At 69.4% G+C, this 25,937-nt stretch carries 24 protein-coding genes and 1 pseudogene; 5 read left to right on the top strand and 20 right to left on the bottom strand.

What is annotated here, in order from left to right:
* Positions 1 to 191: 191 nt before the first annotated feature.
* From ACFV2X_RS09635 to ACFV2X_RS09605, 7 genes are all read right to left on the bottom strand, one after another.
* A complete protein-coding gene (locus ACFV2X_RS09635) occupies positions 192 to 479 on the bottom strand; it encodes a DUF4229 domain-containing protein (RefSeq protein WP_385613664.1) in 288 nt (95 codons plus the stop codon).
* Positions 480 to 521: 42 nt separating this feature from the next.
* The gene (locus tag ACFV2X_RS09630) at positions 522 to 1,217 is read right to left on the bottom strand and encodes a UdgX family uracil-DNA binding protein (RefSeq protein ID WP_385613662.1); all 696 of its coding nucleotides are present in this window, start codon (positions 1,215 to 1,217) and stop codon (positions 522 to 524) included.
* 81 nt (positions 1,218 to 1,298) lie between these two features.
* Entirely contained in the window at positions 1,299 to 2,477 is a 1,179-nt protein-coding gene (mqnE, locus tag ACFV2X_RS09625; RefSeq protein WP_089509785.1) for an aminofutalosine synthase MqnE, read from the bottom strand.
* 70 nt (positions 2,478 to 2,547) lie between these two features.
* Positions 2,548 to 3,009 carry an Lrp/AsnC family transcriptional regulator gene (locus tag ACFV2X_RS09620; RefSeq protein ID WP_385613657.1) on the bottom strand — a complete coding sequence of 154 codons (462 nt, stop codon included), beginning with the start codon at positions 3,007 to 3,009 and terminating at the stop codon, positions 2,548 to 2,550.
* Between the two features lie 162 nt (positions 3,010 to 3,171).
* Positions 3,172 to 3,900, bottom strand: a complete 729-nt coding sequence (locus ACFV2X_RS09615; RefSeq protein WP_385613654.1) for a UbiX family flavin prenyltransferase — start codon at positions 3,898 to 3,900, stop codon at positions 3,172 to 3,174.
* A gap of 23 nt (positions 3,901 to 3,923) precedes the next feature.
* Positions 3,924 to 4,847, bottom strand: coding sequence for a menaquinone biosynthesis prenyltransferase MqnP (mqnP, locus tag ACFV2X_RS09610; protein ID WP_385613652.1), 924 nt, complete (start codon positions 4,845 to 4,847; stop codon positions 3,924 to 3,926).
* Between the two features lie 58 nt (positions 4,848 to 4,905).
* A complete protein-coding gene (locus tag ACFV2X_RS09605; protein WP_089509789.1) occupies positions 4,906 to 6,357 on the bottom strand; it encodes a menaquinone biosynthesis decarboxylase in 1,452 nt (483 codons plus the stop codon).
* 84 nt (positions 6,358 to 6,441) lie between these two features.
* Here ACFV2X_RS09605 and ACFV2X_RS09600 point away from each other — a divergent pair, with 84 nt between their 5' ends.
* A complete protein-coding gene (locus tag ACFV2X_RS09600; RefSeq protein WP_385613650.1) occupies positions 6,442 to 6,843 on the top strand; it encodes a PLD nuclease N-terminal domain-containing protein in 402 nt (133 codons plus the stop codon).
* A gap of 320 nt (positions 6,844 to 7,163) precedes the next feature.
* Here the strand turns inward: ACFV2X_RS09600 and ACFV2X_RS09595 are convergent.
* The 8 genes and pseudogenes from ACFV2X_RS09595 to hemL form a co-directional block, all read right to left on the bottom strand.
* Positions 7,164 to 8,358: pseudogene (locus tag ACFV2X_RS09595) on the bottom strand (RNA-guided endonuclease InsQ/TnpB family protein).
* A 281-nt stretch (positions 8,359 to 8,639) separates the two neighbouring features.
* Complete coding sequence (gene ccsB, locus ACFV2X_RS09590) at positions 8,640 to 9,722, bottom strand: c-type cytochrome biogenesis protein CcsB (protein ID WP_385613647.1); 1,083 nt, start codon at positions 9,720 to 9,722, stop codon at positions 8,640 to 8,642.
* Complete coding sequence (locus ACFV2X_RS09585) at positions 9,719 to 11,473, bottom strand: cytochrome c biogenesis protein ResB (RefSeq protein ID WP_385613644.1); 1,755 nt, start codon at positions 11,471 to 11,473, stop codon at positions 9,719 to 9,721. The genes ccsB and ACFV2X_RS09585 overlap by 4 nt, the downstream gene beginning before the upstream one ends.
* A 3-nt stretch (positions 11,474 to 11,476) precedes the next feature.
* Positions 11,477 to 12,244 carry a cytochrome c biogenesis CcdA family protein gene (locus ACFV2X_RS09580; RefSeq protein ID WP_385613642.1) on the bottom strand — a complete coding sequence of 256 codons (768 nt, stop codon included), beginning with the start codon at positions 12,242 to 12,244 and terminating at the stop codon, positions 11,477 to 11,479.
* A 4-nt stretch (positions 12,245 to 12,248) separates the two neighbouring features.
* Positions 12,249 to 12,866 (bottom strand): TlpA family protein disulfide reductase, encoded by a 618-nt coding sequence (locus ACFV2X_RS09575; RefSeq protein ID WP_385613640.1) that lies wholly within the window; start codon positions 12,864 to 12,866, stop codon positions 12,249 to 12,251.
* 127 nt (positions 12,867 to 12,993) lie between these two features.
* Complete coding sequence (locus ACFV2X_RS09570; RefSeq protein ID WP_385613637.1) at positions 12,994 to 14,190, bottom strand: hypothetical protein; 1,197 nt, start codon at positions 14,188 to 14,190, stop codon at positions 12,994 to 12,996.
* A 181-nt stretch (positions 14,191 to 14,371) separates the two neighbouring features.
* A complete protein-coding gene (locus ACFV2X_RS09565) occupies positions 14,372 to 15,058 on the bottom strand; it encodes a histidine phosphatase family protein (protein WP_385614011.1) in 687 nt (228 codons plus the stop codon).
* A gap of 17 nt (positions 15,059 to 15,075) precedes the next feature.
* Positions 15,076 to 16,392, bottom strand: a complete 1,317-nt coding sequence (gene hemL / locus ACFV2X_RS09560; RefSeq protein WP_385613634.1) for a glutamate-1-semialdehyde 2,1-aminomutase — start codon at positions 16,390 to 16,392, stop codon at positions 15,076 to 15,078.
* A 116-nt stretch (positions 16,393 to 16,508) separates the two neighbouring features.
* On the opposite strand from hemL, the gene ACFV2X_RS09555 reads away from it, so the two are divergent.
* The gene (locus ACFV2X_RS09555; protein WP_385613633.1) at positions 16,509 to 17,066 is read left to right on the top strand and encodes a hypothetical protein; all 558 of its coding nucleotides are present in this window, start codon (positions 16,509 to 16,511) and stop codon (positions 17,064 to 17,066) included.
* 47 nt (positions 17,067 to 17,113) lie between these two features.
* On the opposite strand, the gene ACFV2X_RS09550 is transcribed toward ACFV2X_RS09555, so the two are convergent.
* On the bottom strand, positions 17,114 to 17,356 hold the full coding sequence (locus ACFV2X_RS09550) for a hypothetical protein (protein WP_385613632.1): 243 nt from the start codon (positions 17,354 to 17,356) through the stop codon (positions 17,114 to 17,116).
* A 329-nt stretch (positions 17,357 to 17,685) separates the two neighbouring features.
* Positions 17,686 to 19,071, bottom strand: a complete 1,386-nt coding sequence (locus ACFV2X_RS09545; RefSeq protein WP_385613629.1) for a hypothetical protein — start codon at positions 19,069 to 19,071, stop codon at positions 17,686 to 17,688.
* Positions 19,072 to 19,310: 239 nt separating this feature from the next.
* On the opposite strand from ACFV2X_RS09545, the gene ACFV2X_RS09540 reads away from it, so the two are divergent.
* Positions 19,311 to 20,270 carry a hypothetical protein gene (locus ACFV2X_RS09540; RefSeq protein ID WP_385613626.1) on the top strand — a complete coding sequence of 320 codons (960 nt, stop codon included), beginning with the start codon at positions 19,311 to 19,313 and terminating at the stop codon, positions 20,268 to 20,270.
* A 12-nt stretch (positions 20,271 to 20,282) separates the two neighbouring features.
* Here the strand turns inward: ACFV2X_RS09540 and ACFV2X_RS09535 are convergent, their stop codons facing one another.
* Complete coding sequence (locus tag ACFV2X_RS09535) at positions 20,283 to 20,834, bottom strand: GNAT family N-acetyltransferase (RefSeq protein ID WP_385613624.1); 552 nt, start codon at positions 20,832 to 20,834, stop codon at positions 20,283 to 20,285.
* Between the two features lie 52 nt (positions 20,835 to 20,886).
* Between ACFV2X_RS09535 and ACFV2X_RS09530 the strand changes: the two genes are divergently transcribed.
* Entirely contained in the window at positions 20,887 to 21,477 is a 591-nt protein-coding gene (locus ACFV2X_RS09530) for a TetR/AcrR family transcriptional regulator (RefSeq protein WP_385613621.1), read from the top strand.
* Positions 21,478 to 21,543: 66 nt separating this feature from the next.
* On the opposite strand, the gene ACFV2X_RS09525 is transcribed toward ACFV2X_RS09530, so the two are convergent.
* Both ACFV2X_RS09525 and ACFV2X_RS09520 read right to left on the bottom strand, forming a co-directional pair.
* A complete protein-coding gene (locus tag ACFV2X_RS09525) occupies positions 21,544 to 23,862 on the bottom strand; it encodes a bifunctional polysaccharide deacetylase/glycosyltransferase family 2 protein (protein ID WP_385613619.1) in 2,319 nt (772 codons plus the stop codon).
* A gap of 16 nt (positions 23,863 to 23,878) precedes the next feature.
* The gene (locus tag ACFV2X_RS09520) at positions 23,879 to 24,766 is read right to left on the bottom strand and encodes a hypothetical protein (protein WP_385613617.1); all 888 of its coding nucleotides are present in this window, start codon (positions 24,764 to 24,766) and stop codon (positions 23,879 to 23,881) included.
* Positions 24,767 to 25,225: 459 nt separating this feature from the next.
* On the opposite strand from ACFV2X_RS09520, the gene ACFV2X_RS09515 reads away from it, so the two are divergent.
* Positions 25,226 to 25,885: an RNA polymerase sigma factor gene (locus tag ACFV2X_RS09515; protein ID WP_385613615.1), complete on the top strand. Its 660-nt coding sequence runs from the start codon at positions 25,226 to 25,228 to the stop codon at positions 25,883 to 25,885.
* The last annotated feature ends 52 nt before the right edge of the window (positions 25,886 to 25,937 follow it).

The following is a 25,937-nucleotide window of genomic DNA, read 5'->3' as shown; positions in this document are numbered from 1 at the left end:
CGCGGCTGCGGTCGTCATGACAAGAACACTAACACCCTGACTTTGAGTTCCCCATAGCCAAGCTTTTACACACGGGAGTGCGAACGAACAACGTCCCGTCTTCCAGCGGGAGCTGGAGGACGGGACGCCGAAGAGGTGTGAGGAGGGTTACAAGCAGAAGCCGTACGGAAGAGCGGGGGCGGAGATGTGGCTCAGACGCCGTCTTCCTGGCTCTGGTTCGCCGCCAGCCGCTCCTTGGCGCGGTCCACCCGCTCCGAGATCTGCACCGCCATCTCGTCGCGCTGCTTGCGCAGCAGGACGAAACTCAGCGGCGCCGAGACGACCAGGGCCAGCAGCGCGACCCAGAAGAGGTTGGAGCCGCCGAGCCCGGCGGGCACCACCCGGAAGTACACCAGAGCCCACATCACCAGGAAAGAGCCCGCGAAGATCCCCAGGCGCATGGCGGTGTAGCGGAACGTCGCGCTCGGCTTGAAAGGCACGGCCGTCTTCTTTCTGCTGGGAAGTCCTGCCCATCCAGTGAATCACGGCCCCCCCAATGCCTCCGCGACGACCCTGAGATCCGACACCAGCCCCTGGTAGGCCGCCTCCCGGTCGTCGGCGCGCAGCACGGCGGAGGGGTGGATGGTGGCGACCACGCACTCCCGCGCCCCCTCCTCGGGGACTGGCAGCAGCATCCCGCGCTGCTTGGTGACCCGGAAGGAGGGACCGAGCAGCGCCTTCCCGGCCGTCGCGCCCAGCGCCACGATCAGCTCGGGGTCGATCAGGGACAGCTCCGCGGTCAGCCACGGCCGGCAGGCGCTGATCTCGCGCAGGCTCGGCGGCTTGTGGATGCGCCGTTTGCCACGCCCGGGGAGGTGGCCGAACTTGAAGTGCTTGACGGCGTTGGTGATGTACGTCTCGGTGGGGTCGATGCCCGCCTCGTCCAGCGCCCGCGTCAGCACCTTGCCCGCGGGCCCCACGAACGGGCGCCCCTGCCGGTCCTCCTGGTCGCCGGGCTGCTCCCCGACCAGTACGACGCGGGCGCCCGGGTCCCCCGCGCCGAAGACGGTCTGGGTGGCCTCGCGGTGCAGCGGGCAGCCGCGGCACGCCGCGGCCGCCTCGCGCAGCGCGGCGAGGTCGGCGCCGCGCGGCACGAAGGGCTCGGCGGTGTACGCGTCCTCAGGGTCGTGCGCCGCCTCGGCGGCGGCCTTCCCGGCGGACCCTCGAGCGGCGGCCATGGCTAGGCGGGTACCCGCCCCGGCGGCCGTCAGACACCACCGGGCACGGGTACGGGCGGGCGTGGGCGGGCGCCGGTGGCGTCAGGCGCGCATGGGCTGCGGCGCCTCGCGCCGGGCCGGGTCCGGCCCCTCGTACTCGCGGATGATCTCGTAGCGGGTGTTCCGCTCCACCGGGCGGAAGCCCGCGTCCCGGATCAGCTCCAGCAGATCGTCCCGGGTCAGCTTGTTCGGCGTGCCGTAGTTGTCCGCGTCGTGGGTGATCTTGTACTCGACGACCGAGCCGTCCATGTCGTCCGCGCCGTGGTTGAGCGCGAGCTGCGCGGTCCGTACGCCGTGCATCACCCAGAAGACCTTCACATGGGGGACGTTGTCGAACAGCAGCCGCGAGACCGCGAAGGTCTTCAGCGCCTCCGCGCCGGTGGCCATGGTGGTCCTGGCCTGCAGCCGGTTGCGGACCTTGCCGTCCTTCATGTCCACGAAGTCGTGCTGGTAGCGCAGCGGGATGAAGACCTGGAAACCGCCGGTCTCGTCCTGGAGCTCGCGCAGCCGCAGCACATGGTCCACCCGGTGCCGGGGCTCCTCAACATGCCCGTACAGCATGGTGCACGGGGTCTTGAGGCCCTTCTCATGCGCCAGCCGGTGAATCCGCGACCAGTCCTCCCAGTGGGTCTCGTGGTCGACGATGTGCTGCCGGACCTCCCAGTCGAAGATCTCCGCGCCGCCGCCGGTCAGCGACTCCAGGCCGGCGTCGATCAGCTCGTCGAGGATTTCCGAGGCCGGCAGCCCGGAGATCTTCTCGAAGTGGTGGATCTCGGTGGCGGTGAAGGCCTTCAGGGACACCTGCGGAAGGGCTTCTTTGAGCGCCTTCAGCGACCGCGGGTAGTAGCGCCAGGGGAGGGTGGGGTGCAGACCGTTGACGATGTGCAGCTCGGTGAGGTTCTCGTTCTCCATCGCCTTGGCGAGGCGGACGGCCTCCTCGATGCGCATGGTGTACGCGTCCTTCTCGCCCGGCTTGCGCTGGAAGGAGCAGTACGCACACGAGGCGGTGCACACATTGGTCATGTTGAGGTGGCGGTTGACGTTGAAGTGAACCACGTCACCGTTCTTGCGGGTGCGCACCTCATGGGCCAGCCCGCCGAGCCAGGCCAGGTCATCGCTTTCATACAGCGCGATGCCGTCCTCGCGTGACAGCCGCTCTCCGGCGCGGACCTTCTCTTCCAGTTCGCGCTTGAGACCCGCATCTTGGATAGACGCAGTCATGCGGCCGCCTCCCATACGTCTGCAATACGTCTGCTTATGTAGGCCTTTGCTTTAAGTGGCCTTCCTGAGACTACGCCTTGACGTCGTCGGGCAATTCGCCGACCCGGTTCTCCCACTTCGTGGACAGCACGATCGTGGTACGCGTACGGGCGACGCCCTTGGTCCCGGACAGCCGCCGGATGGTCCGCTCGAGCCCGTCCACATCCGAGGCGCGCACCTTGAGCATGTACGAGTCGTCGCCCGCGATGAACCAGCAGTCCTCGATCTCGGCCAGCTCGCGCAGCCGCCCCGCCACCTCCTCGTGGTCGGCGGCGTCGGAGAGCTGAATGCCGATGAGGGCGGTCACCCCGAGGCCCAGGGACGCGGCGTCGACGGTCGCGCGGTAGCCGGTGATCACTCCGGCCGCCTCCAGGCGGTTGATCCGGTCCGTGACGCTGGGTCCGGAAAGGCCGACGAGCCGGCCGAGCTCCGCGTACGACGCCCTCCCGTTCTCCCGCAGGGCCTGGATGAGCTGCCTATCCACCGCGTCCATATGCCGTGCGCCTTCCATTATTCAGAGATACAGCAAGTTTACACGCATAAACTAAGGTACAGAGGGCATCTTGCCTTCTAGACCCTGAAGACCCTGCGGCCTGTGCGGGCGGGCCACGCGGGCGGGCCACTCAGGCGAAGCGCCATGGCGGTACGGCCCCCGCTACTCGTCCCCGGCCCCTCCCCGGAGTTCCCCCTCCCAGCGGCGGTACAGCTTGTGCGGCACCCCCGCCGCGTCCAGCACCCGACCCGCCACGAAGTCCACCAGATCCTGGATACGGGTCGCCCCCGCGTAGAACGCGGGTGAGGCGGGCACCACGACCGCGCCCGCCTCGTCCAGCGCGACCAGGTGTCTGAGGGTCTGTCCGCTCAGCGGCGCCTCCCGCACCGCGACCACGAGCGGGCGCCGCTCCTTGAGGTTGACGCTCGCCGACCGCTGCAGCAGGTCCTTGGACAGGCCCAGCGCCACCCCCGCCACACACGCGGTGCTCGCCGGGACGATCAGCATCCCCTTGACGTCGTAGCTGCCGGAGGACGGGCCCGCGGCCAGGTCCCCGGCCGCCCAGTGGCGTACGTCCGCCGTCTCCACTCGTGGTTCGAACGCGTCGGGCGTGCCGTCCGCGCCGCGCGCCAGCCAGCGGCCGAGGTCCTGGCGCCAGTGCGCGTCCCGGAAGGAGATGCCCGTCTCGTCCAGCAGCGTCAGCCGCGAGGCCCGGCTGACCACCAGGTCGACGGCCTCCCTCGCGGACAGCAGCGCGCGCAGTACGGAGGCGGCGTACGGCGTCCCGGACGCGCCGGAGACACCGACCACCCAGGGCCGGCGCCGGCTCACTTCTTCGTGCGGTCCGTACGGCTGTCTGTGCGGCCTGTACGGCTCGTGCGGCGGCTCCACACGACGAGCCTAACCAACGGGCCTCATGGGCTCAGTCCCCGCACCAGCAGGTCGAGCAGCGCACAGCAGAACAGCGCGATGCCGACGAAGCCGTTGACGGTGAAGAAGGCGCGGTTCAGCCGGGACAGATCGCCGGGCCGCACGACCGAGTGCTCGTACCAGAAGGCCGCCGCCACGATCAGCAGACCGAGCCAGAAGAAGAACCCGGCGTCGGTGGCCAGCCCATACCAGCCCAGCAGCAGCGTGGTGACGACGTGACAGACGCGCGCCCCGTACAGCGCCCCCGCGATGCCGAAGCGGGCCGGCACCGACTTCACCCCGTGGGCCCGGTCGGCGGCCACGTCCTGGCAGGCGTAGATCAGATCGAAGCCGCCGATCCAGATGCCGACCGCGAGGCCGAGGATCACCGCGTCCCAGGACCACTCCCCCGTGACCGCAATCCATGCCCCGACCGGGCCCATCGCCTGGGCGAGGCCGAGGATGGCGTGCGGGAAGTCCGTAAAACGCTTCCCGTACGGATAGACCACCATCGGGACCACCGCGACCGGCGCCAGGGCCAGACACAGCGGGTTCAGCAGCGCGGCCGCGCCGAGGAAGACGGCGAGCGCGACCAGCGCGCCGATCCAGGCGGAGCGCACCGGCACGGCGCCGGTGACCAGCTCACGCCCCGCGGTGCGCGGATTGCGGGCGTCGATCTCCCGGTCGATGATCCGGTTGCAGGCCATGGCGAAGGTGCGCAGCCCCACCATGGCGACCGTCACCAGCAGCAGCCGCAGCCAGTGGACCGTGCCGTCCCACAGCTGCATCGCGGTCAGCGAGGCGATGTAGGCGAAGGGCAGCGCGAAGACCGAGTGCTCGATCATCACCAGCCGCAGAAAGGCGCGGACGCGGCCGGGCGGCGCGGCCCCCGGGCCGAGGATGCCGGGGGTCGCGGAGTCGGCGCTCATCGGGCCACCCCAGCAAGGGGCGTGCCCGCGCCGCCCGCCTCCGTTCTCGCCGCGCCTGTCACAGCCCGTACTCCTTCCATCGCCGTGTCACCCGATCGGCCGTCTCGGGGTCGGACTCGACCATCCGCGGCCAGCCGCCGTCCCGCGTGTAGCCCTCCTCGGGCCACTTCGCCGTGGCGTCGATGCCCGCCTTGCCGCCCCAGAACTGCTGGTACGAGGCGTGGTCGAGATGGTCGACCGGACCCTCGGCGACGGTCAGGTCGCGGGCGTAGTCGGTGTTGCCCAGCGCCCGCCAGGACACCTCGTGCAGATCGTGGACATCGCAGTCGGCGTCGACCACGACGATCAGCTTGGTCAGCGACATCATGTGCGCACCCCAGATGGCGTGCATCACCTTCTGTGCGTGTTTCGGGTACTTCTTCTCGATGGAGACGATCGCACAGTTGTGGAAGCCGCCCGACTCCGGGAGGTGGTAGTCCACGATGTCCGGGATGATGATCTTGAGCAGCGGGAGGAAGAACCGCTCCGTCGCCCGCCCCAGCGGCCCGTCCTCGGTCGGCGGACGGCCCACCACGATCGACTGGAGCAGCGGGCGCTGCCGCATCGTCACACAGTCGATGGTGAGCGCCGGGAAGGGCTCCTGAGGGGTGTAGAAGCCGGTGTGGTCGCCGAACGGCCCCTCGGGCAGCATCTTCCCGGGCTCCAGCCAGCCCTCGATGACCACCTCGGCGTGGGCCGGGACCTGAAGGGGCACCGTCTTGCAGTCGACCATCTCGACCCGCTTGCCCTGGACGAAGCCCGCGAGGAGGTATTCGTCGATGTCGCCGGGCAGCGGGGCCGTCGCGGCGTACGTCACGGCGGGCGGCGCGCCGAAGGCGATGGCCACCGGCAGCTTCTCCCCGCGCCTGGCGGCCACTTGGTAGTGGTTGCGGCTGTCCTTGTGGATCTGCCAGTGCATCCCGATGGTGCGGCGGTCATGGCGCTGCAGCCGGTACAGGCCCAGATTCCGGGCCCCGGTCTCGGGGTGCTTGGTGTGGGTCAGGCCGAGGTTGAAGAAGGACCCGCCGTCCTCGGGCCAGGTGAACAGCGCGGGCAGCGCCTCCAGGTCGACGTCGTCGCCCGTGAGCACCACCTCCTGCACGGGCGCGTCCTTCACCTTCTTCGGCGGCACATGCGCCACGGCGCCGAGCTTCCCGAACGCCTCGCGCAGCCCGCCGAAGCCCTGCGGCAGCTCCGGCTTGACCAGCCCGCCGATCTTCTCGCCGATCTCGTCGTACGAGGCGAGCCCAAGGGCCTTGAGCAGGCGGCGATCGGTGCCGTAGACGTTCATCGCCAGCGGCATGGCCGAGCCCTTGACGTTCTCGAAGAGCAGCGCCGGACCGCCTGACTTGTTCACCCGGTCGACGATCTCCCCGATCTCCAGGTACGGGTCGACTTCGGCCTTGATGCGCCTGAGGTCTCCCTCGCGGTCAAGCGCCCGCAGAAAGGAGCGAAGATCGTCATAAGCCATGCGTTCCAGTATCCGGTACGGACTACCCTGGAGCCGTCATGGGGCCACGTGCGGCCCACCATCGTTCCCCGGGGACCGGCCATCATGCTCAGGTATCTGCCCTTCCTGCTCATCCTGGCGCTGTGGATCTACGCCTTCATCGACTGCCTCAACACCCCCGAAGAGGAAGTGCGCCACCTGCCCAAGGTGGTCTGGGTGATCATCGTGCTGCTCTTCGGCGAGGTGCTGATCGGCCCGATCGCCTGGCTGGTGGCGGGCAAGAACCGGACCGCGATCGCGGGCGCTGGCGGCGGCAGCCGTTCCGCGGCCGGGCCACAGCAGCAGTGGGTGGCCCCTGACGACAACCCCGAATTCCTCAAGTCCCTCCGCGAGGAGAACAAGAAGGACGACGAGGAACTGCTCAAGGACTGGGAGGCGGACCTGCGCCGCCGCGAGGAGGAGCTGCGCCGCAAGAACGAGGAAGGTTCGGGGGACGCGAAGGAGTAAGACCGTCCGGCAGTAGGTAGCGCGGGAGAAGAAGTGGGCACCGCCCAGGCCCATAGGGCCTAGAGGGAGGGTCGGGGTCCAAGTCTGAGCGTGCTGCGTGAGGAGAGCCCGCGGCTCCCCAGCTATCACTGGGCGGGCGGGAGGCGACGTCGTCGGCGAAGTCGCGTACGGCCTCCTGGCGCGGCAGCCGGTTCAGAGCGGCGGCGTGGCGGCGGGCAGCGTCGTGGGGCGTTGTAGACGGCATTGATGGCGACGCCATCAGGCCAGGCGGTAGGCATGGTTTTGAAGTGCTCTCCCGGATGAATCCGAGAGATTCCCACCTACCTTGCGGTGGCGGGCTTGACGCGGGCCTGCGCGCCTGACGACTGCCCTCCCGGCAGCCGGGATGAGCGCGAGGCCCATCCGGTACAGGTGCAAGATGTTCCGGGCTCCGTTGTGGTCGGCGTTGCCCACCCAGCCGCAGCCGGGGTTCTTGCACACAAACACGGCCTGGGACTCCCGGCTGCCCGGTGTGGTGATGCCACACATCGAGCAGCGCTGGGAGGTGCCGGGGGCGGGGACCTTGTGCAGGGTGCCGCCGTTGCGGGCCGTCTTGTACGTCAGCAGTCCGACCGTGCGGCCCCAGGCCTCGCCGTTGATGGCGCGGTTGAGGCCGGACTTCTGGGCGACATGCTTCCCCGGCCGCTCCACGGTGCCTTTCGCGCTCTTGACCATGTTCGTGATGTTCAGGTCTTCCACCACGACCGTGCAGTACTTCACGGCGATCGCGGTGGTGGCCTTGTGCTGCCAGTCCAGGTGTCTGCGCTTGGCTCTCGCGCGGATTCCCGCGATCTGGTCATAGGTGGCCCGCAGGCGGCGGGAGGTACGCTCTCCCGGCTTGCGGAAGCTCTTGCGGTGCGCGGCCCGCTGCTCCAGCCGGCCCAGCCTGGCCTGTTCCTTCTTCGTCAGCCAGGCGTGGTGGTCGTATGTCGTGCCGTCCGAGAGGGCGAGTGGCACGGTGACGCCCATGTCAATGCCGACTTCGGGGCCGGTGTGCGGCTCGGGGGCGGGTTCGAGGGTCTGCACACGGAAGGCTATGTGCCAGCCGAGCGCGTCTTTGACCAGCCGGGCCCCGGTGATCCGGTTGTCGGCGTTGCCGCGCTTTCCCACGGGCAGATCCTTGGTCCAGCGGAACCTGACCCGGCCGACCTTGGGGATGTTGACCATGCCCCAGCGGCGGTGCACCCGGGTGATGCACAGGTCCCGGCCCTGAGGGATGTCCACGGACATCACGGTGCGGAAGCGGGCTTTGAAGTCCGGCGCCGCCGCGCGGCCTTCCCAGCAGTTCTTCCATGCCCGGAAGTATGTCTTGAGCACGGCCTGGGCGGGGAGATGGGCAAGCCAGTCGATCTCCTTACGGGCCTGGCGGATCGCCGCGTCCGCCGCCGCGAGGGAACGCTTGTCCCTGGGAAGCATCGTCCACCAGTCGTGCAGCAGATTCCACAAGGTACGGGCCACGTGCGCCTGACCATCCACGAACAGGACCTGCGCAGGCGTCAGCGCCAGCCGGGCACGATGCCCGAACTGCCGCTTCCCCCACGCACGTTCCGTGACCACGCAACTACGCTATCACTTGACTTATGTCGCGCACTGGAAACCGAATCCTGATATATGCACGGACGCCATATCGCCTAATACGGGCTCGAAGATTCTTCTCCACGACGGGGACTGTCCGAACGACGAGGGCCGGTTCCCGTGACCCGGGTCACAAGCTCTTGACCTGGGGCACGCGAACCGGCCCTGCGGGCGGCGGCGGTTCAGACTCCGGCGTAGGAGTGCTTGCCGCTGATGAAGATGTTCACGCCGTAGTAGTTGAAGAGGTAGCAGCCGAACGCGATCAGCGCGAGGTAGGCGGCCTTGCGGCCCTTCCAGCCGGCGGTGGCGCGGGCGTGGAGGTAGGTGGCGTAGGCGACCCAGGTGATGAAGGACCAGACCTCCTTGGGGTCCCAGCCCCAGTAGCGGCCCCAGGCGGCCTCGGCCCAGATGGCGCCCGCGATGATCGTGAAGGTCCACAGCGGGAAGATCGTGGCGTTGATGCGGTACGCGAACTTGTCGAGGCTGCCGGCCGCGGGCAGCCGCTCCAGGACGGACGCGAAGCGGCCGGGCTGCTCGCCCTTGGCCAGCTTCTCCTCGTACCGGTCGCGGAAGAGGTAGAGCAGCGTGGAGACGGCGCCGAGGTAGAGGCAGGCGCCGGAGATGATCGCGCAGCTGACGTGGATCCACAGCCAGTACGAGTGGAGGGCGGGAACCAACTGGTCGCTGGCGGTGTACAAGACAGAGACAGCGAGACCGAGGTCGAGGAGGACCGTGGTGACGAGGGGGAGCCCGATCCAGCGCACGTTCTTCTTCAGCGCGAGCAGGGTGAGATACGCGCCGACCGCGACCATGGCGAAGGTCGTGGAGAACTCGTACATGTTGCCCCAGGGGGCGCGCTGTACGGACAGGGCGCGGGTGAGCACGGCGCCGACGTGCATCAGGAAGGCGAGCACGGTGAGGCCGACGGCGATCCGGCCGTACAGATCGCCCTGTTCGGTGCCGCCCGCGGCGCCGGGCCCGTCGGGGACGTCACGGGTGCCCGCGGCGGAGCGGGTGACGATCTTGGGGCGTTCGAGGACGGCGGTGCCGCCGCCCTGGGCGACCCGCACGGTGACCTTGGCGGGGGCTGAGGCGGCGGAGTCCGCGGTGATGGCGGCGGCGGTGCGGCCGACGGCGCTGCGGCTGCCGAACACCCACTCGGCGATATGGGCGAGGAAGGCGAGGGTGTAGACCGCCATGGCCGAGTAGATCAGCACATTGCTGAAATGGGCCAGGCTCTCGTTGGTTTCGGCAGCGAGGTTCACGCGCGCGCTCCTTCGGCAGGATCAGCGGGTTGTGCGGTGTCGATATCCGGATTCGGCTCCGGCTCCGGCGCGGGCGGGGCCTCGGACTGCAGGGCCACGGCGAGGTCGGCGAGTTCTTCGGGAAGCTTGGCGGACTCGCTGCGGCCGAGCCCCGCCATCTCGACGACGGTGACGCCGTCGTCTCCGGTCACCGCGCGGACCCACACCCGGCGGCGCTGGATGAACAGGGAGGCGGCGAGGCCGATCAGCGCGGCGACGGCGCCCACGAGCGCGTAGTCGTTGCCCGGCCGGTGGGAGATCTGGAAGGTGGCCCAGGTCTTGATGCCCTCGAACTTGAGGGTCCCCGCGCCGTTCGGCAGCTTCATGGTGTCGCCCACCTTGAGCGCCTTCGCGAAGGCCGACCCGTCCGACTCCTTGAACTGCTTCATCCGCGAAGTGTCGAGCTGGTAGACGTTCTGCGGGATCCCGGCGTCCACGCCCAGGCTGCCGCGGTAGGCGGTCAGGATGAGCGCCGGATTGTCCAGCGCCGGGAACTGGGAGAACATCGTGCCCGTGTTGAGGTCGAGGGTCGGCACGAACTGACCCTGGAAGCCGAGCTGGTCCTTCTTGTTGTTCTTGTCTCGGTAGTCCGGGACCTTGATCACTACGTTCTCGGTGAGGTTGACCGCGTCGATCGGCAGCGAGGCCACCGCCCCGCGGAACGCGATCTTGCCCTGTCCGTCGCGCACCGTGACGATCGGGGCATACCCGTGGCCGAGCAGATAGACCTTGGAACCCGCGATCTCCAGGGGCTCATTGACCTTGATCGAGGTCTTGTGCTCCTTGCCGTCCGCACCCTCCCAGTAGGTCACATCGGCGCGGAAGGTGCGCGGGGTGCGCTTCTGGGGGCCGCTGCGCTCATAGGTCGCCGTGAAGCGGTCCAGCTGGAAGCCGAAGGGAGCGAGGTCGTTCTTGTCGAAGAGGGTGCCGGATTTGAAGTCGTCGTACTGCGTCAGATTGTTGGCGAAGCCGTCGCCCTCGACGATCAGCTTGCCGCCCTCGGCCTTGTACAGCTGCCCGACGGCGAAGGCCACCAGCATCACGATCAGCGCGATATGGAACAGGAGGTTGCCGGCCTCGCGCAGATAGCCCTTCTCGGAGGCCACCGCGCCACCGACCGTATGGGTCCGGAAGCGGCGCCGCTTCATGATCCGCTGGGCGGTCTCCAGCACCCGCTCCGGCTCGGCCTCGGTCCGCCAGGTGGTGTACGCGGGCAGCCGGGTCAGCCGGCGCGGGGCGCCCGGCGGACGGCTGCGCAGCTGGCCGATGAACTGCCAGGTGCGCGGGACGATACAGCCGATCAGCGAGACGAACAGGAGGATGTAGATCGCGGAGAACCACACCGAGCTGTAGACGTGGAAGAGCCCCAGCTTCTCGTAGACCGGCGCGAGCGTTTCATGCCGCTGCTTGAAGTTCTCCACCTTGACCGGGTCGATGCCCGTCTGCGGGACCAGCGAGCCGGGGATCGCACCGAGCGACAGCAGGAAGAGCAGCAGCAGCGCCACCCGCATCGAGGTCAGCTGCCGCCAGAACCACCGGGCCCAGCCGATCGGCCCCATCGAGGGGACGCTGATCTCCTCGGCGGGAGCCGTGGACAGCTGCGCCCCCGCCGCGTCGAGGTCGCGCTCGTCGGCGGATGTGGCGGCCTTGTCCTCGGCTGCCTTGCCCGTGGGGTCGCTCCCCGTGGCGGTGTCGGTATCGGTGGTGGACATCGATCAGATCCCAACGTTGAAGCGCAAGGCCCAGGCCTGCATGTCGCCCATCATGCTGTCCCAGACACCTGTGAGGAGCAGCACCCCGAGAGCGACCAGCATGCCGCCGCCGATCCGCATCACCCAGACGTAGTGCCGCTTGACCCAGCTGAAGGCGCCGAGCATGCGCCGGTAGGCGATGGCCACGGCGATGAACGGCAGTCCGAGACCGAGGCAGTACGCGACCATCAGCAGGGCACCGCGCCCCGCGCTCGCCTCGTTCAGCGCCAGGGCGTTGACCGCGGTGAGGGTGGGGCCCAGGCACGGGGTCCAGCCCACGCCGAAGAGGGCGCCCAGCAGCGGCGCGCCCACCAGGCCCATCCCGGGCTTCATATGGAAGCGGAACTCCCGCTGCCCGAAGCCCTTCAGCATCCCCATGAAGGCGAGGCCCATGACGATCGTGATGACCCCGAGCACCTTGGAGAGAGTTTCCTTGTGCTCCTGCAGCGTCCAGCCGAAGTTGCCGAAGAGCGCGCCGGCGGAGACGAAGACGGCGGTGAAGCCGAGTACGAAGAGGGAGGCGCCGGCCAGCATCCGGCCGCGCTTGGCCTCGCCCAGATCCGTACCGGTGACGCCTGTGACATACGACATATAGCCGGGCACCAGCGGTAGGACGCAGGGAGAGAAGAAGGAGACGAGGCCACCGAAGACGGCGACCGGGAGCGCCACCAGCAGCGCCCCGGTCAGGACGGTCTCATTGGCGCCAGGGACGGCCGCGGCCAGAATGCTCACGGCGTCACTTCTCCTCGATCAGCGGTTTGAGCATCTCGCGCAGGCTCTCCTCGCTGAGCGGGGTGAGCGCGCGCGCCGCGATGCGGCCTTCCCGGTCCAGGACGATGGTCGTGGGGATGGCCTGAGGATTGAGGCTGCCCTTGGGGAAGCGCAGCATGAGCTTGCCGATCGGGTCGTACAGGCTCGGATAGTCGACCTTGAATTCCTTCTCGAACTGAATCGCGTTGGCGGGGTCCGGGTCACGGGTGTTGATCCCGACGAACTGCACCCCGTCCGCCTCGGTGTCCTTCGCGACCTTGACGAGGTTGGGCGCCTCGGCCCGGCACGGCGTGCACCACGAGCCCCAGACGTTGACCACGACGATCTTGCCCTTGTAGTCGGCGAGATCGAGCTTGTCGCCGTCGAGGGTCTTGCCGGTCAGCTCGGGGGCGTGCTTGCGGTCGCTCTTGGCGACGGTGTCCACGCCGCCCTTGCCCTGGATGAACTTGGTGTCGCTGGAGCCGCCCGAGGTGCCGCCCGCTCCACAGGCGGACAGGGTCAGCGCGGCTACCGCGGCGCCGGTGGCCAGCACGGTTGCGCGAGGGCGGATCGCGAGGCGCCGAGGGGCGCGGCGGGCACTCATGTGAAAAGTTTCGCATGCGCCTTTCGCGGATCTTCGGCGCCCCCCTCGGCACCGCCCCGGCAGCGTCCCGGCGCCCGCTCCGCGCCTTCTCGGCCCTGCCTTCGGCCCGGTCGGCCGGGCCGCCCGGTCAGGCGGCGGCGCTCCACTGCTGGCCCACGCCGAACCCCTGCAGATGCGCGAGGACCTTGGGGTCCTGGGCGTCCATCCAGTCCGTGAGCTGCCGGAAGGAAACCAGCCGGACGTCCTTGTGCTTTTCGTCGGCGATGTGCTTGATCGCCGCTTCGACGGCGTCCATGTAAATGCCGCCGTTCCACTTTTCGAAGTGATTGCCGATGAAGAAGGGGGCGCGGTTGCTCTCGTAGGCCCGCTGGAATCCGGAGATGTATGCCTGGGTCGCCTGCTGGCGCCAGCCCGGGTAGTTGGCCGGCGGGGCATTCGTCGAATTCCGGGACTGGTTGGCCAGAATGTTGTAGTCCATCGACAGGACCTCGAAGGAATGCCCGGGGAACGGTATTTGCTGCAGCGGGAAGTCCCAGATGCCCAGCTTCTTCGTCGGCCACACCTGACGCCCGCCGGGCGAGCTCGCGTCATAGCGCCAGCCGAGCTCCTTGGCGGTCGGCAGCAGGTTGTCCTGGCCGAGCAGACACGGGGTGCGGCCGCCGACGAGTTCCTTGCTGTAGTCGAAGGGCAGCGGGTCGAGGTCCTTGAAGCCGGTGTTCGTCCGCCACTTTGTGACAAACGACACAGCCTGGTCGATCTCCGACCGCCACTGGGCGGGCGTCCAGTTGCCGACCGAGCCGCTTCCGGCGCAGAAGTGACCGTTGAAGTGGGTGCCTATCTCATGGCCCTCCAGCCATGCCTCGCGCACGTTCTGCAAAGTCATCCGGACGTGGTCGTCGGTGAGATAGCCGATGTCGGAGGCGCCGACCGGGTTGTTCGGCGGCTGGTACAGCCTCTTCTTCGACTCCGGCAGGCAGTAGAGACCGGAGAGGAAGAAGGTCATGGCCGCGCCGTGGTCCTTGGCGAGCTTGCGGAACCTCGGGAAGAGGCCGTTGCCGACCTCCCCCGCCCCGTCCCAGGAGAAGACCACGAACTGCGGCGGCTTCTGGCCCGGCTCCAGCCGCTCCGGCGCGGCCGGCTGGTTCGGCTGCTTCCCGGTGTGCGCGGTGGAGCCGTCGCCGATCGGCTTCGGCCGCGCCTGCGTCGTCCTGCCCGGCTTGGGGGTGAATCCGGATCCCGACGACGAGGAGCAGCCGGCGACGGCCAGCGACGCCGCCGCCCCCGCTCCCAGACCGAGAATCCCCCTCCGGCTGATCTCCCGCATCGTGTCCTCAATTCGCTCTCGCCGTGACCGGCTTCCGGGGTCCGCCAGGTCCTGCGGACGCCCGTTGAGATGGCGATGCGAATACCGAGGTTCCGAATCAGCGCCACCGAATCGAAACGTCGACGCGCTGTTTCCGTTCCATTACATATCGGCCGTGTACACGCCGGTCATGCGCCGCCGGTCATGCGCCGTAGCCCTTGGAGGCCCCCTTCACGGGCCTGGCGCCCGCGAGCAGATGCGCCGGGACCAGATCGCGCGCCGGTTCGCTGTAGCCGACCGAGACGATGTTGTCGCCGCGGTAGGTGAAGCTGGTGAGGCTGGCCAGGGTGCACTGCCGCTTGCGCGGGTCGTGCCACAGCCGCCGCCGCTCCACGAAGCTGCGCACTATCCAGATCGGCAGCTGATGGCTGACGCAGACCGCCTCGTGCCCGCGCGCGGCGTCCCGCGCCACCCCGATGGCCGCCATCATCCGCACAACCTGGTCGATGTAGGGCTCGCCCCAGGAGGGGCGAAAGGGGTTGGTCAGGTACTTCCAGTTGGCCGGCCGGCGCAGCGCGCCGTCGCCCACGCCGAACGTCTTCCCCTGGAAGACGTTCGCCGCCTCGATCAGCCGCCGGTCGGTCCCCACATCCAGACCGTGCGCCTTGGCGATCGGCGCCGCCGTCTCCTGCGCCCGCTCCAGCGGCGAGGCCACGACATGGGTGATGTCGCGCTCGGCCAGGTGCTCGGCGACCCGGTCGGCCATCTGTCGGCCGAGGTCCGAGAGGTGGTAGCCGGGCAGCCGCCCGTACAGCACACCCGTGGGGTTCTCCACCTCGCCGTGCCGCATCACATGCACGACGGTGATGTCGTTGTCGCTGTTTGTCATAGGGGTCATAGGGCCCATCATTCAGTCGCCTCGGCGGCGGCCCGCGCCGCCCCCGGCAAAGCCTCCGCCACCCGCTCCAGCGCCCGCTCGTCGTGCGTCGTGGACAGGAACCACGACTCGAAGGCGGACGGCGGAAGGTAGACGCCCTGGGACAGCATCGAGTGGAAGAAGGCCGTGAACCGGTACGCCTGCTGCGCCCTGGCCTTCTCGTAGTCGGTGACCTCGTCCCCGGTGAAGAACACCGAGAACATGTTTCCGGCGGCCTGCACCCGGTGCTCGACCCCCTCCTTGGCCAGCGCCTCCGTCACCAGCGCCCGCAGCCGCGCGGACGCCGCGTCCACCGCCGCGTACGCCGCCTCGTCCAGCAGCCGCAGCTGCGCCAGGCCCGCCGCGGTCGCGATCGGGTTCCCGGACAGGGTGCCCGCCTGGTAGACCGGGCCGGCCGGGGCGAGCCGCGCCATGACGTCGGCGCGCCCGCCGAACGCCGCGGCCGGGAAGCCGCCGCCCATGACCTTGCCGAAGGTCATCAGGTCGGGCTCCACGCCGTCGATCCCGTACCAGCCGGCCTTCGAGACCCGGAAACCGGTCATGACCTCGTCGGAGATGTACAGCGCGCCGTGCTCGGCGCACAGTTCCTTCAGCCCCGCGTTGAACCCCGGCAGCGGCGGCACCACGCCCATGTTGCCCGGCGACGCCTCGGTGATCACACACGCGACGTCGTCCGGGTGCGCGGCGAAGGCCGCCCGCACCGCGTCCAGGTCGTTGTACGGCAGCACCACGGTCTCCCCGGCCTGCGCGCCCGTCACCCCCGGCGTGTCCGGCAGCCCGAAAGTGGCCACCCCGGACCCCGCCGCGGCGAGCAGCGCGTCCACATGCCCGTGGTAGCAGCCCGCGAACTTGATCACCTTCGCCCGCCCGGTGAACCCACGCGCCAGCCGGATCGCCGACATCGTCGCCTCGGTCCCCGAGGAGACCAGGCGCACCTGGTCCACGGGCCCGACCCGCGCCACGATCTCCTCGGCGAGCGCGACCTCCCCCTCCCCCGGCGTCCCGAACGAGGTCCCCCGCACCACGGCCGCCTGCACCGCCGCCGTCACCTCGGGGTGCGCATGGCCGAGGATCATCGGCCCCCACGAGCAGACGAGGTCGACGTACTCCCGTCCGTCGGCATCGGTGAGGTACGGACCGGCACCGGACACCATGAAGCGGGGCGTACCACCCACGGCGCGGAACGCCCGCACCGGAGAATTCACGCCGCCGGGCGTCACGACGGCCGCGCGGTCGAAAAGCGTCTGCGAAACTGGTGCTGCGTACGGATAGCTCACGCATGCCATGTTGTCAGAGGCTGACTAAGAACTGCCGCCGGGCGTTTCACACGACTGGCGCGGGGGAGGTCTCTGACACGATGATCGGGTTGCGCGGCAGGTGCCGCGAGTGGTCGGGTGGAGATATGCATCGCGGTGGCGAACTGGGTGAAGGGACCGACGATCGAGGTCCCGAGCGCGCCCGCCCTGGACGCCATAGGCGCCGCGGGGACGACGCAAGCGGCGCACGCAGAAGCGGGAGCGGGCGTATGGGGGTGACGTACAAGTACTTCGGCGCGCCCGACGGCGCGACCGCGGCCCGGGTCCCCATCTCCATGCGTCCCGAGGAGCTCGGCGGCGACGAGCTCGGCCATGGCATGTTCACCAAGATCAAGCCGGAGACGGTGGCCGCGATGGTCCTCACCGGCATCGAAGGCGTCCCCCTCCACAAGGTGCCCCCGCTCGAACTCGTCGTCCTCCACCCCGACTACGCCGTGGTCAAGCTCCCCATGACCGCCGTCGACCCGCTCCGCGGCGTCGGCGAGGAGGCCGTCGGCGCCGCCGCCTTCATCTGGTCCACCGTCCCCGACCGCGGCGGCCCCCGCGACGCCTTCACGGTCTACCGGCTGCTGCACGAATGGCAGGACTTCTCGCACCGGCTGCACGAGGCGGGACATCAGCCCTATTGCCTGGTGTGGCCCTGAGCCGGGGTTTCTCGCGGTTTGGGCGGGGCCTTCGGGTCCCGCCCTCGTCATGGCTCGCTGGATGTACGGTCCCCATCGCCCGGGTCGACCGCAGAGGTGCCCGGGGCGGTGCCCCTTGTTGAGTGATCCCGAGAGCCGGGATCGGTGCCATCGCGCAGTTCGTGCCGGACCTGCCGCCACGCGCGGATGATGTGTGGCAGCTTTGAGAGCACCTCGCTGATCTGCGTCAGCAGTAGCGTGACGCAGCCGAACGCGGCGAGGATGACGAGGGTCACTTCGTCCCACTTCACCGGGTGGCCTCTGCCTTCTGCTGGGCCGCCCCGCCGCGCTCGGGCAACCGCACAGGGGTGCAGGCCAGTATTTTGCCAGTGCTTCTGGGCATGTCGACACCTCGCGCCACCCCGGCCGGCACTTCAGGTCACATACCTGGTGAGCCGCTGATGTGAGTGTGCGGAGTTGGGCGGAACCACGCCCATGTGCGGCTTCCTCGGGTGCCGGGGCCCGCGGGAAAACGCCGCCCACCGACTCTCCGCGAGCCGGATGCAATGAAGTTATGCCCTGGTATGAGGGGGCTCCCGACCCCAGGCCCGTCGGCGAACGGGCGGGCCCGGGTGGCGCGCTAGCTGAGCAGGGCCTGGCGGGAGATCCAGTCGAGGGCGTCTGCTCCCAGCCGGTCGGGCGCTTCGAGCAACGCGGCTTCCACCGCCGCGAGGTCTGTCAGCGCCTCGGGGGCGCCCGACCTGTCCAGCACGGCGAGACGCTCCATTGCCGAGGCGACAGCGCCGGGCCAGCCCGGCATACCGAAGTGGGTAGGAACCTTGAACGCGGCCGAAGTGGCTCTGTGCAGCAGCCCCGCGCGCCAGCCCTGTTCACGTATCACTTCCGCGGTGAACCAGACCCGGTCGTCGACGTGCTGGACAAGCTCCGCCACGGATTCGGACACCATCCGCAGCGCGAAGCGCGAACCGCCGGCCCACGGAAGGTTCGCGTCCGAGGCGACGGCCACGAACGCGAGCAGCGCCTCGGGCCCGTCGTCCCGCGCGGCCACCAGCGCGGCGCGGGCCCTGTGGTACAGATCGACGCTCTGGGCGAAGATCTCCCCGTCGCTTGGCCCGTCGTCGGCCGCGTGGATCACGTCCAGCGGCCCCTCGCGCCAGGCGTCGGCCACCAGCCCGACCGCCGCCGCGCTCACCAGGGCATCCGTGTCGTCGGCGTCGATGCCGAAATGTGCCAGGACAACGGGCGCCTGCTCCTCGATGCCCGTGAGCAGCGCGTGCTTCTCCTCGGCCTCGGTCCTTCCCAAGAGAGCCGCGAGCCGAGGCGGCAGGGGTTCGGGCTCCGGCTGCTCCACGGTGATTCCGTGATTCGCCAGATCCTCGAAGACGGCGTCCGGTCCGCAGTCGATGTGTGAGGAGTCATGGCGTCCCGAGCAGCCTTCCAGGCACTCGAGCTCCTCGCACATCTCCGGTTCCTCGGGCTGCGCCTCGTTGATGAGGTGATAGGCGAGCCGCTCCGCCACCGCCTCCCGCGCTGTGATCATCGCCAGGTCGAGCCGGAACGCCTCGTCCTTCAGCTCCGGGTCCTCGCGCCCCGCAGAGGTGGGTGGCTCCGGCGCCTCCGGGACCCAGGCGTACGCCGACTCAAGCGAGACCAGCAGCCAGGCGACCCGCAGCGGCTCGGTGTCACCGTCCCGGGCCAGCCCGGCCACGGCCTCCGCGGCCTGCCGCGCACTGTCGAGCCGGGCGAGATGCCGCTCACGCACCGGCAGCCATGCCTCGGACTCCGTCCGGGCCCGCTCGGCGTCCTGGGTCAGCGCGGCGTCACGGGCCCGCCGCGCCCGGGCGACCAAACGGGTCAGACAGGGATGGCAGCCGAACAGTCCCGACTCGGGAGTCGGCCCGAGCGGTACGGGCGGCCGATCGTCAAAGGGCTTGTCGCAGAGGCAGCAATCCAGCGCCCCCACCTGGCGGGAGGTGGGGACAGTCGGCAGTGCGGACCGGATCATGGCATAGGCATATTTAGGGATGTGCACGGGGGCAACTCCTCGGAAAACTGCGCCGGTTCGCTCACGGCGCTGTCTCCATGCTCGGGGCCCTCTCGGATTGCTTGTCATCGTTTGACGCCCGGGACGGGGAAGTTGGCGAAATCTGGCATGTGGCACTTTGCCTGCGACTTCTACGCTCTTGGCACTATCTGACGGCCTTCCGGGCCGCCACCTGAAAGGCCGAAGGGATCTGTGGTTTCGTGACCACCGACACCGTTTCTCTTCCGAACGAAGCCCACCAGGAGCTGGTACGCGCCCTGGAAGAGCTCCACCGGGCGGCAGGCCGCCCCGGCATGCGAAAGGTGAGCGCCCTGATCGCTGAAGGCGACCACCCGGCGGTCGTCAGCCATGAGGGCGTCCGTACGACCCTCAAGGGCCTGAACGTCCCGCGCTGGGAGACCGTGCAGTCGATCGTGGCGGTGCTCGCCGCCGCCTGCGTCGATCCGCCCCGAGACCCGACCGCCGAGGTGGCGCGGTTCCTGCCCCTGTGGCGCGCAGTGCGGGAGGGAGAACCGGGTGGCATGAAGTCGGCCCGGGAACTGGCGCTGTCACAGGGTTGGGGCACAGATGACGGGCAGTGGACCGCTGAGGCGGTCGTCGGCATGATGATCAACCCGTTCAATGCCATTGAGATCGCCCCCTCGCTCGCGGTGCCGCACGAGCCTGTGTTCTCAGAGGACGAATGGGTTCAGGCCGGTGTCCGTCTCATCGAGGAGAACGGTGCCGAGTTTGCTCTGCGTGCTCTCCTGCGAACCCTGAAGGGCGACTACCTGGGCGCCGAGGAGGGCAGCCCCTTCGGCTACCGCTATCCGGACCAGGAAGCTGTCGAAATGCATACGGCCTTCCGCTACGGCTGCGACCGGATACTCCAGCGCCTGGCGGTCGAGCCGAACCTCCTTCAGCGGTCGATCAGTGCCATGCATGCCGACGAGACCATGGACCGTGAGGACCGCATCGAGATGCTGCGCGCCGAATCGGACGTGTCCTTGATGCGGGAGGTCATGACCGCGACCCCGGAGACCTGGCATGAACTCTCCGAGGAGGCCCACCATCAGATCTTCGGCTATCTCATCAAGGAGATCGGCCCAGTGGGCAGATTCGGGCTTCCGCCGGACCAGCGGTTCCGCATCACCTGGCGCATCCCCGAACCGGCGGCGTAGCTCCGCCGCCGGTCACCGGCTCAGGGATCGCCAGTCGGGAGCGAGGACCGCCCAGATCTGCTTGTCGTAGCGCACGCCCTCGTACGGCCATGCCTCGCGTCGCACGCCCTCCAGCGTCATGCCGAGCCGCTTGGCCACCGCCGAGCTTCGGTCGTTGTCGGCCCGGCAGTGCCACTCGGCCCGGTGGAGCCCACGGGAGGTGAACGCCCAGTCCACCAAGGCGCCGCACGCCTGTGTGACCAGCCCGTGGCCCTCGGCGGACGGCTCCAGCCAGCAGCCGATCTCGCACCCACCGAAAGGGGCATTGAAATCGGTGAACATCACGCCGCCGGCCAGCGCTCCGTCCCGCCAGATGCCGTACAGCCGGGCGCCGTCGTCGGCCTGGGCCTTGGCGTACCGCTTGAGCGTGGCCCGCGCCCCGTCCACATCGTCGGTGACGAACGTGGGCCCGACCCAGGGGCGAATGTGCTCGCGAGCCCGGTCCAGATGGTCGGCGAACTCCTCGGCATGCCAGACCTCCAGCGGACCAAGGCGAGCACCGTCGCCAAGCGGCAGCGAGAACATGAGCGGCCTCCCCATTCACATAACAAGCGTTACGGCAATGTACCGTGGCGGCATGCCACGCACCAAGGGAGACCACGAGGCCCGCCGACGCGACGTCTCCGAAGCCGTCTGGAAAGTGATGGCCACACGCGGCTTCGCCGGTCTGACCCTGCGCGCCGTCGCCGCCGAACTCGGCGCGACCACCGGCCTGCTCACGCACTACTTCCCCACCAAACACGCCTTGGTGGAGTACGCACTCGACCTGCTCGAAGAGCGCACCGTCGCCCGCCCCCGCCGCCAAGCGGGCAAAGGTCTGGCCGCCCTCAGGGCCGCACTGCTCGACATCCTGCCGCTGACTCCCGCGGCCACCGACAGCAACCGAATCTGGGTCTCCTCCTGGGACGCCGCGCTCTCCGACCCCGCCCTGAGCACCGACTACGCCCGCAAATACGCCCAAAGCCGCGACAGGCTGAGCGAGCGGGTGGCCGCAGCCCAAGAGCTCGGCGAACTGCCCCCGGGCGACCCCGCGCACATCGCGGCCGGCGCCTCGTCCTTCATCCTCGGCCTGGTGGTCCAGGCGCTGTTCGACCCGGCGGCGTTCCCGCCACAGCGGCAAGTCGAGCTCCTGGACGACTACCTGGCAAACCTGAGCGCCCGCCCGTAGACAGCATGAGCCTTCATGACGCCGACGGCCATATCGAAGACACCGCGGGGGACGATCTCGACGGACTCAGTACAACCGCGGTGTCCCATATGGTGCGGGCTGCCGGATACCGGTGTGGGGTGAGGGCTCCGCGAGGCTGTCGTAGGGTGCCGACTGCGGATAGCCCTCGTAACCCTCGTACGGTGTCGGCTGCGGAAAGCCGGGCTCCTGCGGGGTGAGGTCCTGGGGTGGTGCCTCCGTGCCGCCCGGGGTTTGCAGGCTGCCGTAGCGCTCCATGCGCTGCCATCGCAGCCGTGAGCCGGACACGGCGGTGAAGACGGACTGGATCACCACCAGGTACATCAGTTGCCGGTAGACGAACTGCTGCAGGGGCAGGCTCCACAGCGGGCCCGGACGCTCCCCGTCCAGGCGGAACGCGTACAGGCCCATCCCGAGTTGCAGCAGCAGGAAGGCGAGCCACAGCCCGACGATCCGGACCGGGTCGAGGAAGACCAGCCCGTACAGGGCGAAGATGTCCACGACGGGTGCGAGCAGGGGCAACAGCACCTGGAAGAGCAGCAGATAGACCAGGCCCCGGCGGCCGAGCTTTCCGGCGGCGCCGCGCTGCACCAGGGCGCCGCGATGCTTCCACATCGCCTGCAGGGTGCCGTAGCACCAGCGGTATCGCTGCCGCCACAGGGCGTTCAGGGAGGCGGGCGCCTCGGTCCAGGCCCGCGCGTGCTCCTCATAGACCACGCGCCAGCCGGCACGGCACAGCGCCATGGTGAGGTCGGTGTCCTCGGCCAGAGTGACGTCGCTGACGCCGCCGAGGTCCAGGAGCGCCTGCCGGCGGAACGCGCCGACCGCGCCGGGTACCGTCGGCATGCATTTGGCGAGATCGAACAGGCGGCGGTCGAGGTTGAACCCGATGACGTACTCGATGTGCTGCCAACGGCCCAGCAGGCCGCCGCGGTTGACGACCTTGGCATTGCCGGAGACGGCGCCCACGCGCGGGTCGGCGAAGGGCTGCACGAGGGTGCGGACGGTGTCCGGTTCGAAGACCGTGTCGCCGTCGACCATGACCACCAGGTCACAGGTGGCCGCGGCGAGTCCGGTGTTGAGCGCGGCGGGCTTGCCCGCGTTCTGCTGGCGGATCACCCGCACCGGCAGGCGGAGCGATTCCACCAGGTCGGCGGTGCCGTCGGTGGACCCGTCGTCCACCACGATGATCTCGACCGGATGGTCCGAGGCGAGCAGTGAGCGTACGGCGGCCTCGATCCCGGCGCTCTCGTTGTAGGCGGGGACGATGACGCTGACCGGCTCGGTCACCGGCGGCCCCCAGGACCCGCCCCGCCCGGTCCGCAGGCGCCGGTGCCTCCGGGCGGCGATCAGCACGACCACCGCACGCAGCACGCTGATCCCTCCCGCCGCGTACATCAGCAGGCCCAACAGCCATACGAGCCAGTCGCCACCCTGCAGCACCTTGATGAGGGCAAGCCCCTGGAGATGGTCACCGAGCCCGGCGGACCGGACAGGTTCGGCCATGCCGACCGCATCGGAGACCGTCGCGAACGTGAAGCCCTGTGCCTTGAGCCGTGGCACCAGGGCGGACAGTGCGGTGACGGTCTGCGAGCGGTCACCGCCGGCATCGTGCATCAGCACGATCTGGCCGGCGTGGCCGCGCGGTGTCGCGTTGGCGAGAATGCGGTCCGCGCCAGGACGCTGCCAGTCCCCGGCGTCCCGGGTGGCGAGGACGGTGACATAGCCCGCCCCGTCGGCCTGCTTGAGGACGGACCAGTCGGCGTCGTCCAGTGCGTCGTTCCTGGAGGAGAACGGCGGCCTCAGCAGTGTGGTGGTCACCTTCGCGGCGCCGGCCACCGCCAGCTGTGTCTCGTGCAGTTCCAGGGAACGGTGCCATGGGGCGAGGCGGCTCAGGTCGGGATGGGTGAAGCTGAGGATGCCGATCTGGTGGCCGTCGGCGATGATCCGGCGGACCAGCTCCGGGTGGGCGACGACCTGGGTGCCCACGACGAAGAAGGTCGCGTGCACACGGTTGCGGCGCAGCACATCCAGGATCCGTGGCGTCCAGACCGGGTCCGGGCCGCCGTCGAAGGTCAGCGCGATGGTACGGGACTTCACCCGGGCGGTGTGTGGAGAGGCGGCGGCATCCGCGATCACCGGGCCGCCGTGGACCACTTGGCTGGGCACCGTGCCGCTCCGCCCGCGGGTTCCGGTCGCGCTGTCCGATGAGAGACCGAACATGTGATGGGTGTAACCCTGCAGCAGCAGGGCCGTCGACAGGGTCAGCGCGAGCACACTCAGCAGCAGCCAGTGGGTGCGAGGTGTGATCTGGCGGGCGCGGCTGCGGCGACGAGGACGAGCTTTGCGGCGTCTGCGGTCGGTCACTTCAGGAAGCCTTGGATCACTTCACAGGGTTGCGGGACGAGCCGACCGCGCGGCCCTTGGAGGCGGGATGGGACGTGGCGGTTGCGGTCGGGGCGGGGGTCGGGGACGTGGTGCCGGTGGGCTCCGCGGTGGACCCCGGTGTGGCCGCGGTTGTGGCGGAGGCTGTCGGCCGGCCGGTGGAGCCGGAGGTCTTCTGCGCCGCTGTGGGGCGGGAGTTCCTGTCGGCCGTGGTAGGGCTCACACTCCCCGCGGAGCCGCCGGTGCTGGGGGAGGCGTCGGGCGCGGACACGGAGGGTGTGGCCGGGTGCGTGGAGTCCGATTGCGGGACGAACGGGGCGTTGAGACTGGGGCCGCCCAGCACGGTGCTGATCAGCAGGGCGACGTAGCCACCTGCGGGGATCACCAGCAGCCGGGCGGCGCGGAGCGCGCGGCGCTGGCGTCGCCCCGAGGAATCGACGAAGACGGGCCGCGCCGACTCGGTCTTCAGCGTTTCCGGTCCTGGTATGTGCGGGTCGGCAGCGTCGTCGAGTTCTGGAGGCGGCACGGTGAGGACGTCGCCGTGGGGGGAGTCCCACGTCGTCGCGGCGGGGCCCGGCCCGGTGACGTAGGGATCCGTCCCGGTCGCGTAGAGATCCGTCCCGGTCGCGTAGGGATCCGTCCCGGTCGCGTAGAGATCCGTCCCAGTGGTGCAGGGGTCCATCCCGGTGGCGTAGGGGTCCGTTTCCGACCCGAGGACACTGCCCGTTGGGTGCGTCCACTGCCCGAGTTGTACCGGATCCCAGGGCATCGTGGCCGTATCGGTGGCAGCGCCGCCGCTGTACTCGTAGCCGTAGGCATACGCGTACCCGGCGCCTCCGTACGGATCCTCGCCGTACGCCCTGCCGCTTTCGTCCGTCCACTGCACGAGTCGTGCCCCCTGTCCCGGGCGACCGCCGCGGTCGTCCGTTGAGGAAGAGCGAACTCGGCCGGAAGTGTTACACCTGCGCCTCACAGCACAGGACGCATCGCTCCAAAAAGTGCAAGTCGGTCCGATGTGCATATGGGGCGGCCGGACCCCCCGTGCAGTGGGCGGGGGGTCCGGCCGTCCCCGTCCCTCCCCGCGCCGCTCTCGGGGGGAAGCAAGGGCGCGCGGGGAGTGGTCCGGGAAGTGCGTGGTGCCGATGTCCACGCGGACTCGACACTCACACAGCGCACGGTCGACGCGAAACGTCACCCGGCCGGGACGGCGGCTGAGCGCCGGTTGCTCTGGCGAGGCGAGGGTGTGAAGGACGCCCGATGTGTTGTGACACTTCCGTGAGGGTTGACGCTGGTCACCATGTGGCCGCCGATGCGATCGGAGCGCGTGGGGCGGCAGTGACTCGGAATGGATCCGGTGCGAACGAGGACAGTCTTGAGCCAGGCACGGCAACCCCGGCGCGTACAGGCAGGCGACGGGGATTTGAGCACGGCAGTCGCGCGGGCCCAGGACGGGGACGAGGCCGCGTTCGCGGTCATCTACCGGATCGTGCAGCCGAGCATGCTCGGCTATCTGCGCGGACTCGTCGGCAACGAGGCGGAGGACGTGGCGTCCGACGCCTGGCTGGAGATTGCCCGCGACATCGGGCGGTTCAAGGGGGACGGAGCCGGTTTCCGCGGCTGGACGACGACCATCGCCCGGCACCGGGCACTGGACCACCTGCGCCGCCAGCGCGTGCGGCCCCGGTCGGGGGCGCTCGAGCAGGATGTTCTGAACTTGCCCGGCCCGCACAGCACGCAAGAACAGGCCCTGGAGACCCTCTCCACCGAGCGCGCCCTTGAGCTGGTGCGCTCACTGCCGCAGGACCAGGCCGAGGCCGTGCTCCTGCGGGTCGTCGTCGGCTTGGACGGCCCCGTCGCCGCACGCGTCCTCGGCAAGCGCCCGGGAGCGGTGCGCACTGCCGCTCACCGAGGTCTGAAACGCCTCGCCCGGCAGTTGGGCTTCGGTGACGCGGCGGGAGAGGGTGTGACGGATAAAACTTCCCGAACGCTGGGGGAGTCGGAATGAACGACGACGGCAATGGCAGGCAAGCAGACCCGCACCGGGGCCTGGCCCGCCG

Source organism: Streptomyces sp. NPDC059679, from assembly GCF_042734105.1.
Classification (GTDB): Bacteria; Actinomycetota; Actinomycetes; order Streptomycetales; family Streptomycetaceae; genus Streptomyces.
This window is presented reverse-complemented; position numbering and strand designations above follow the sequence as displayed.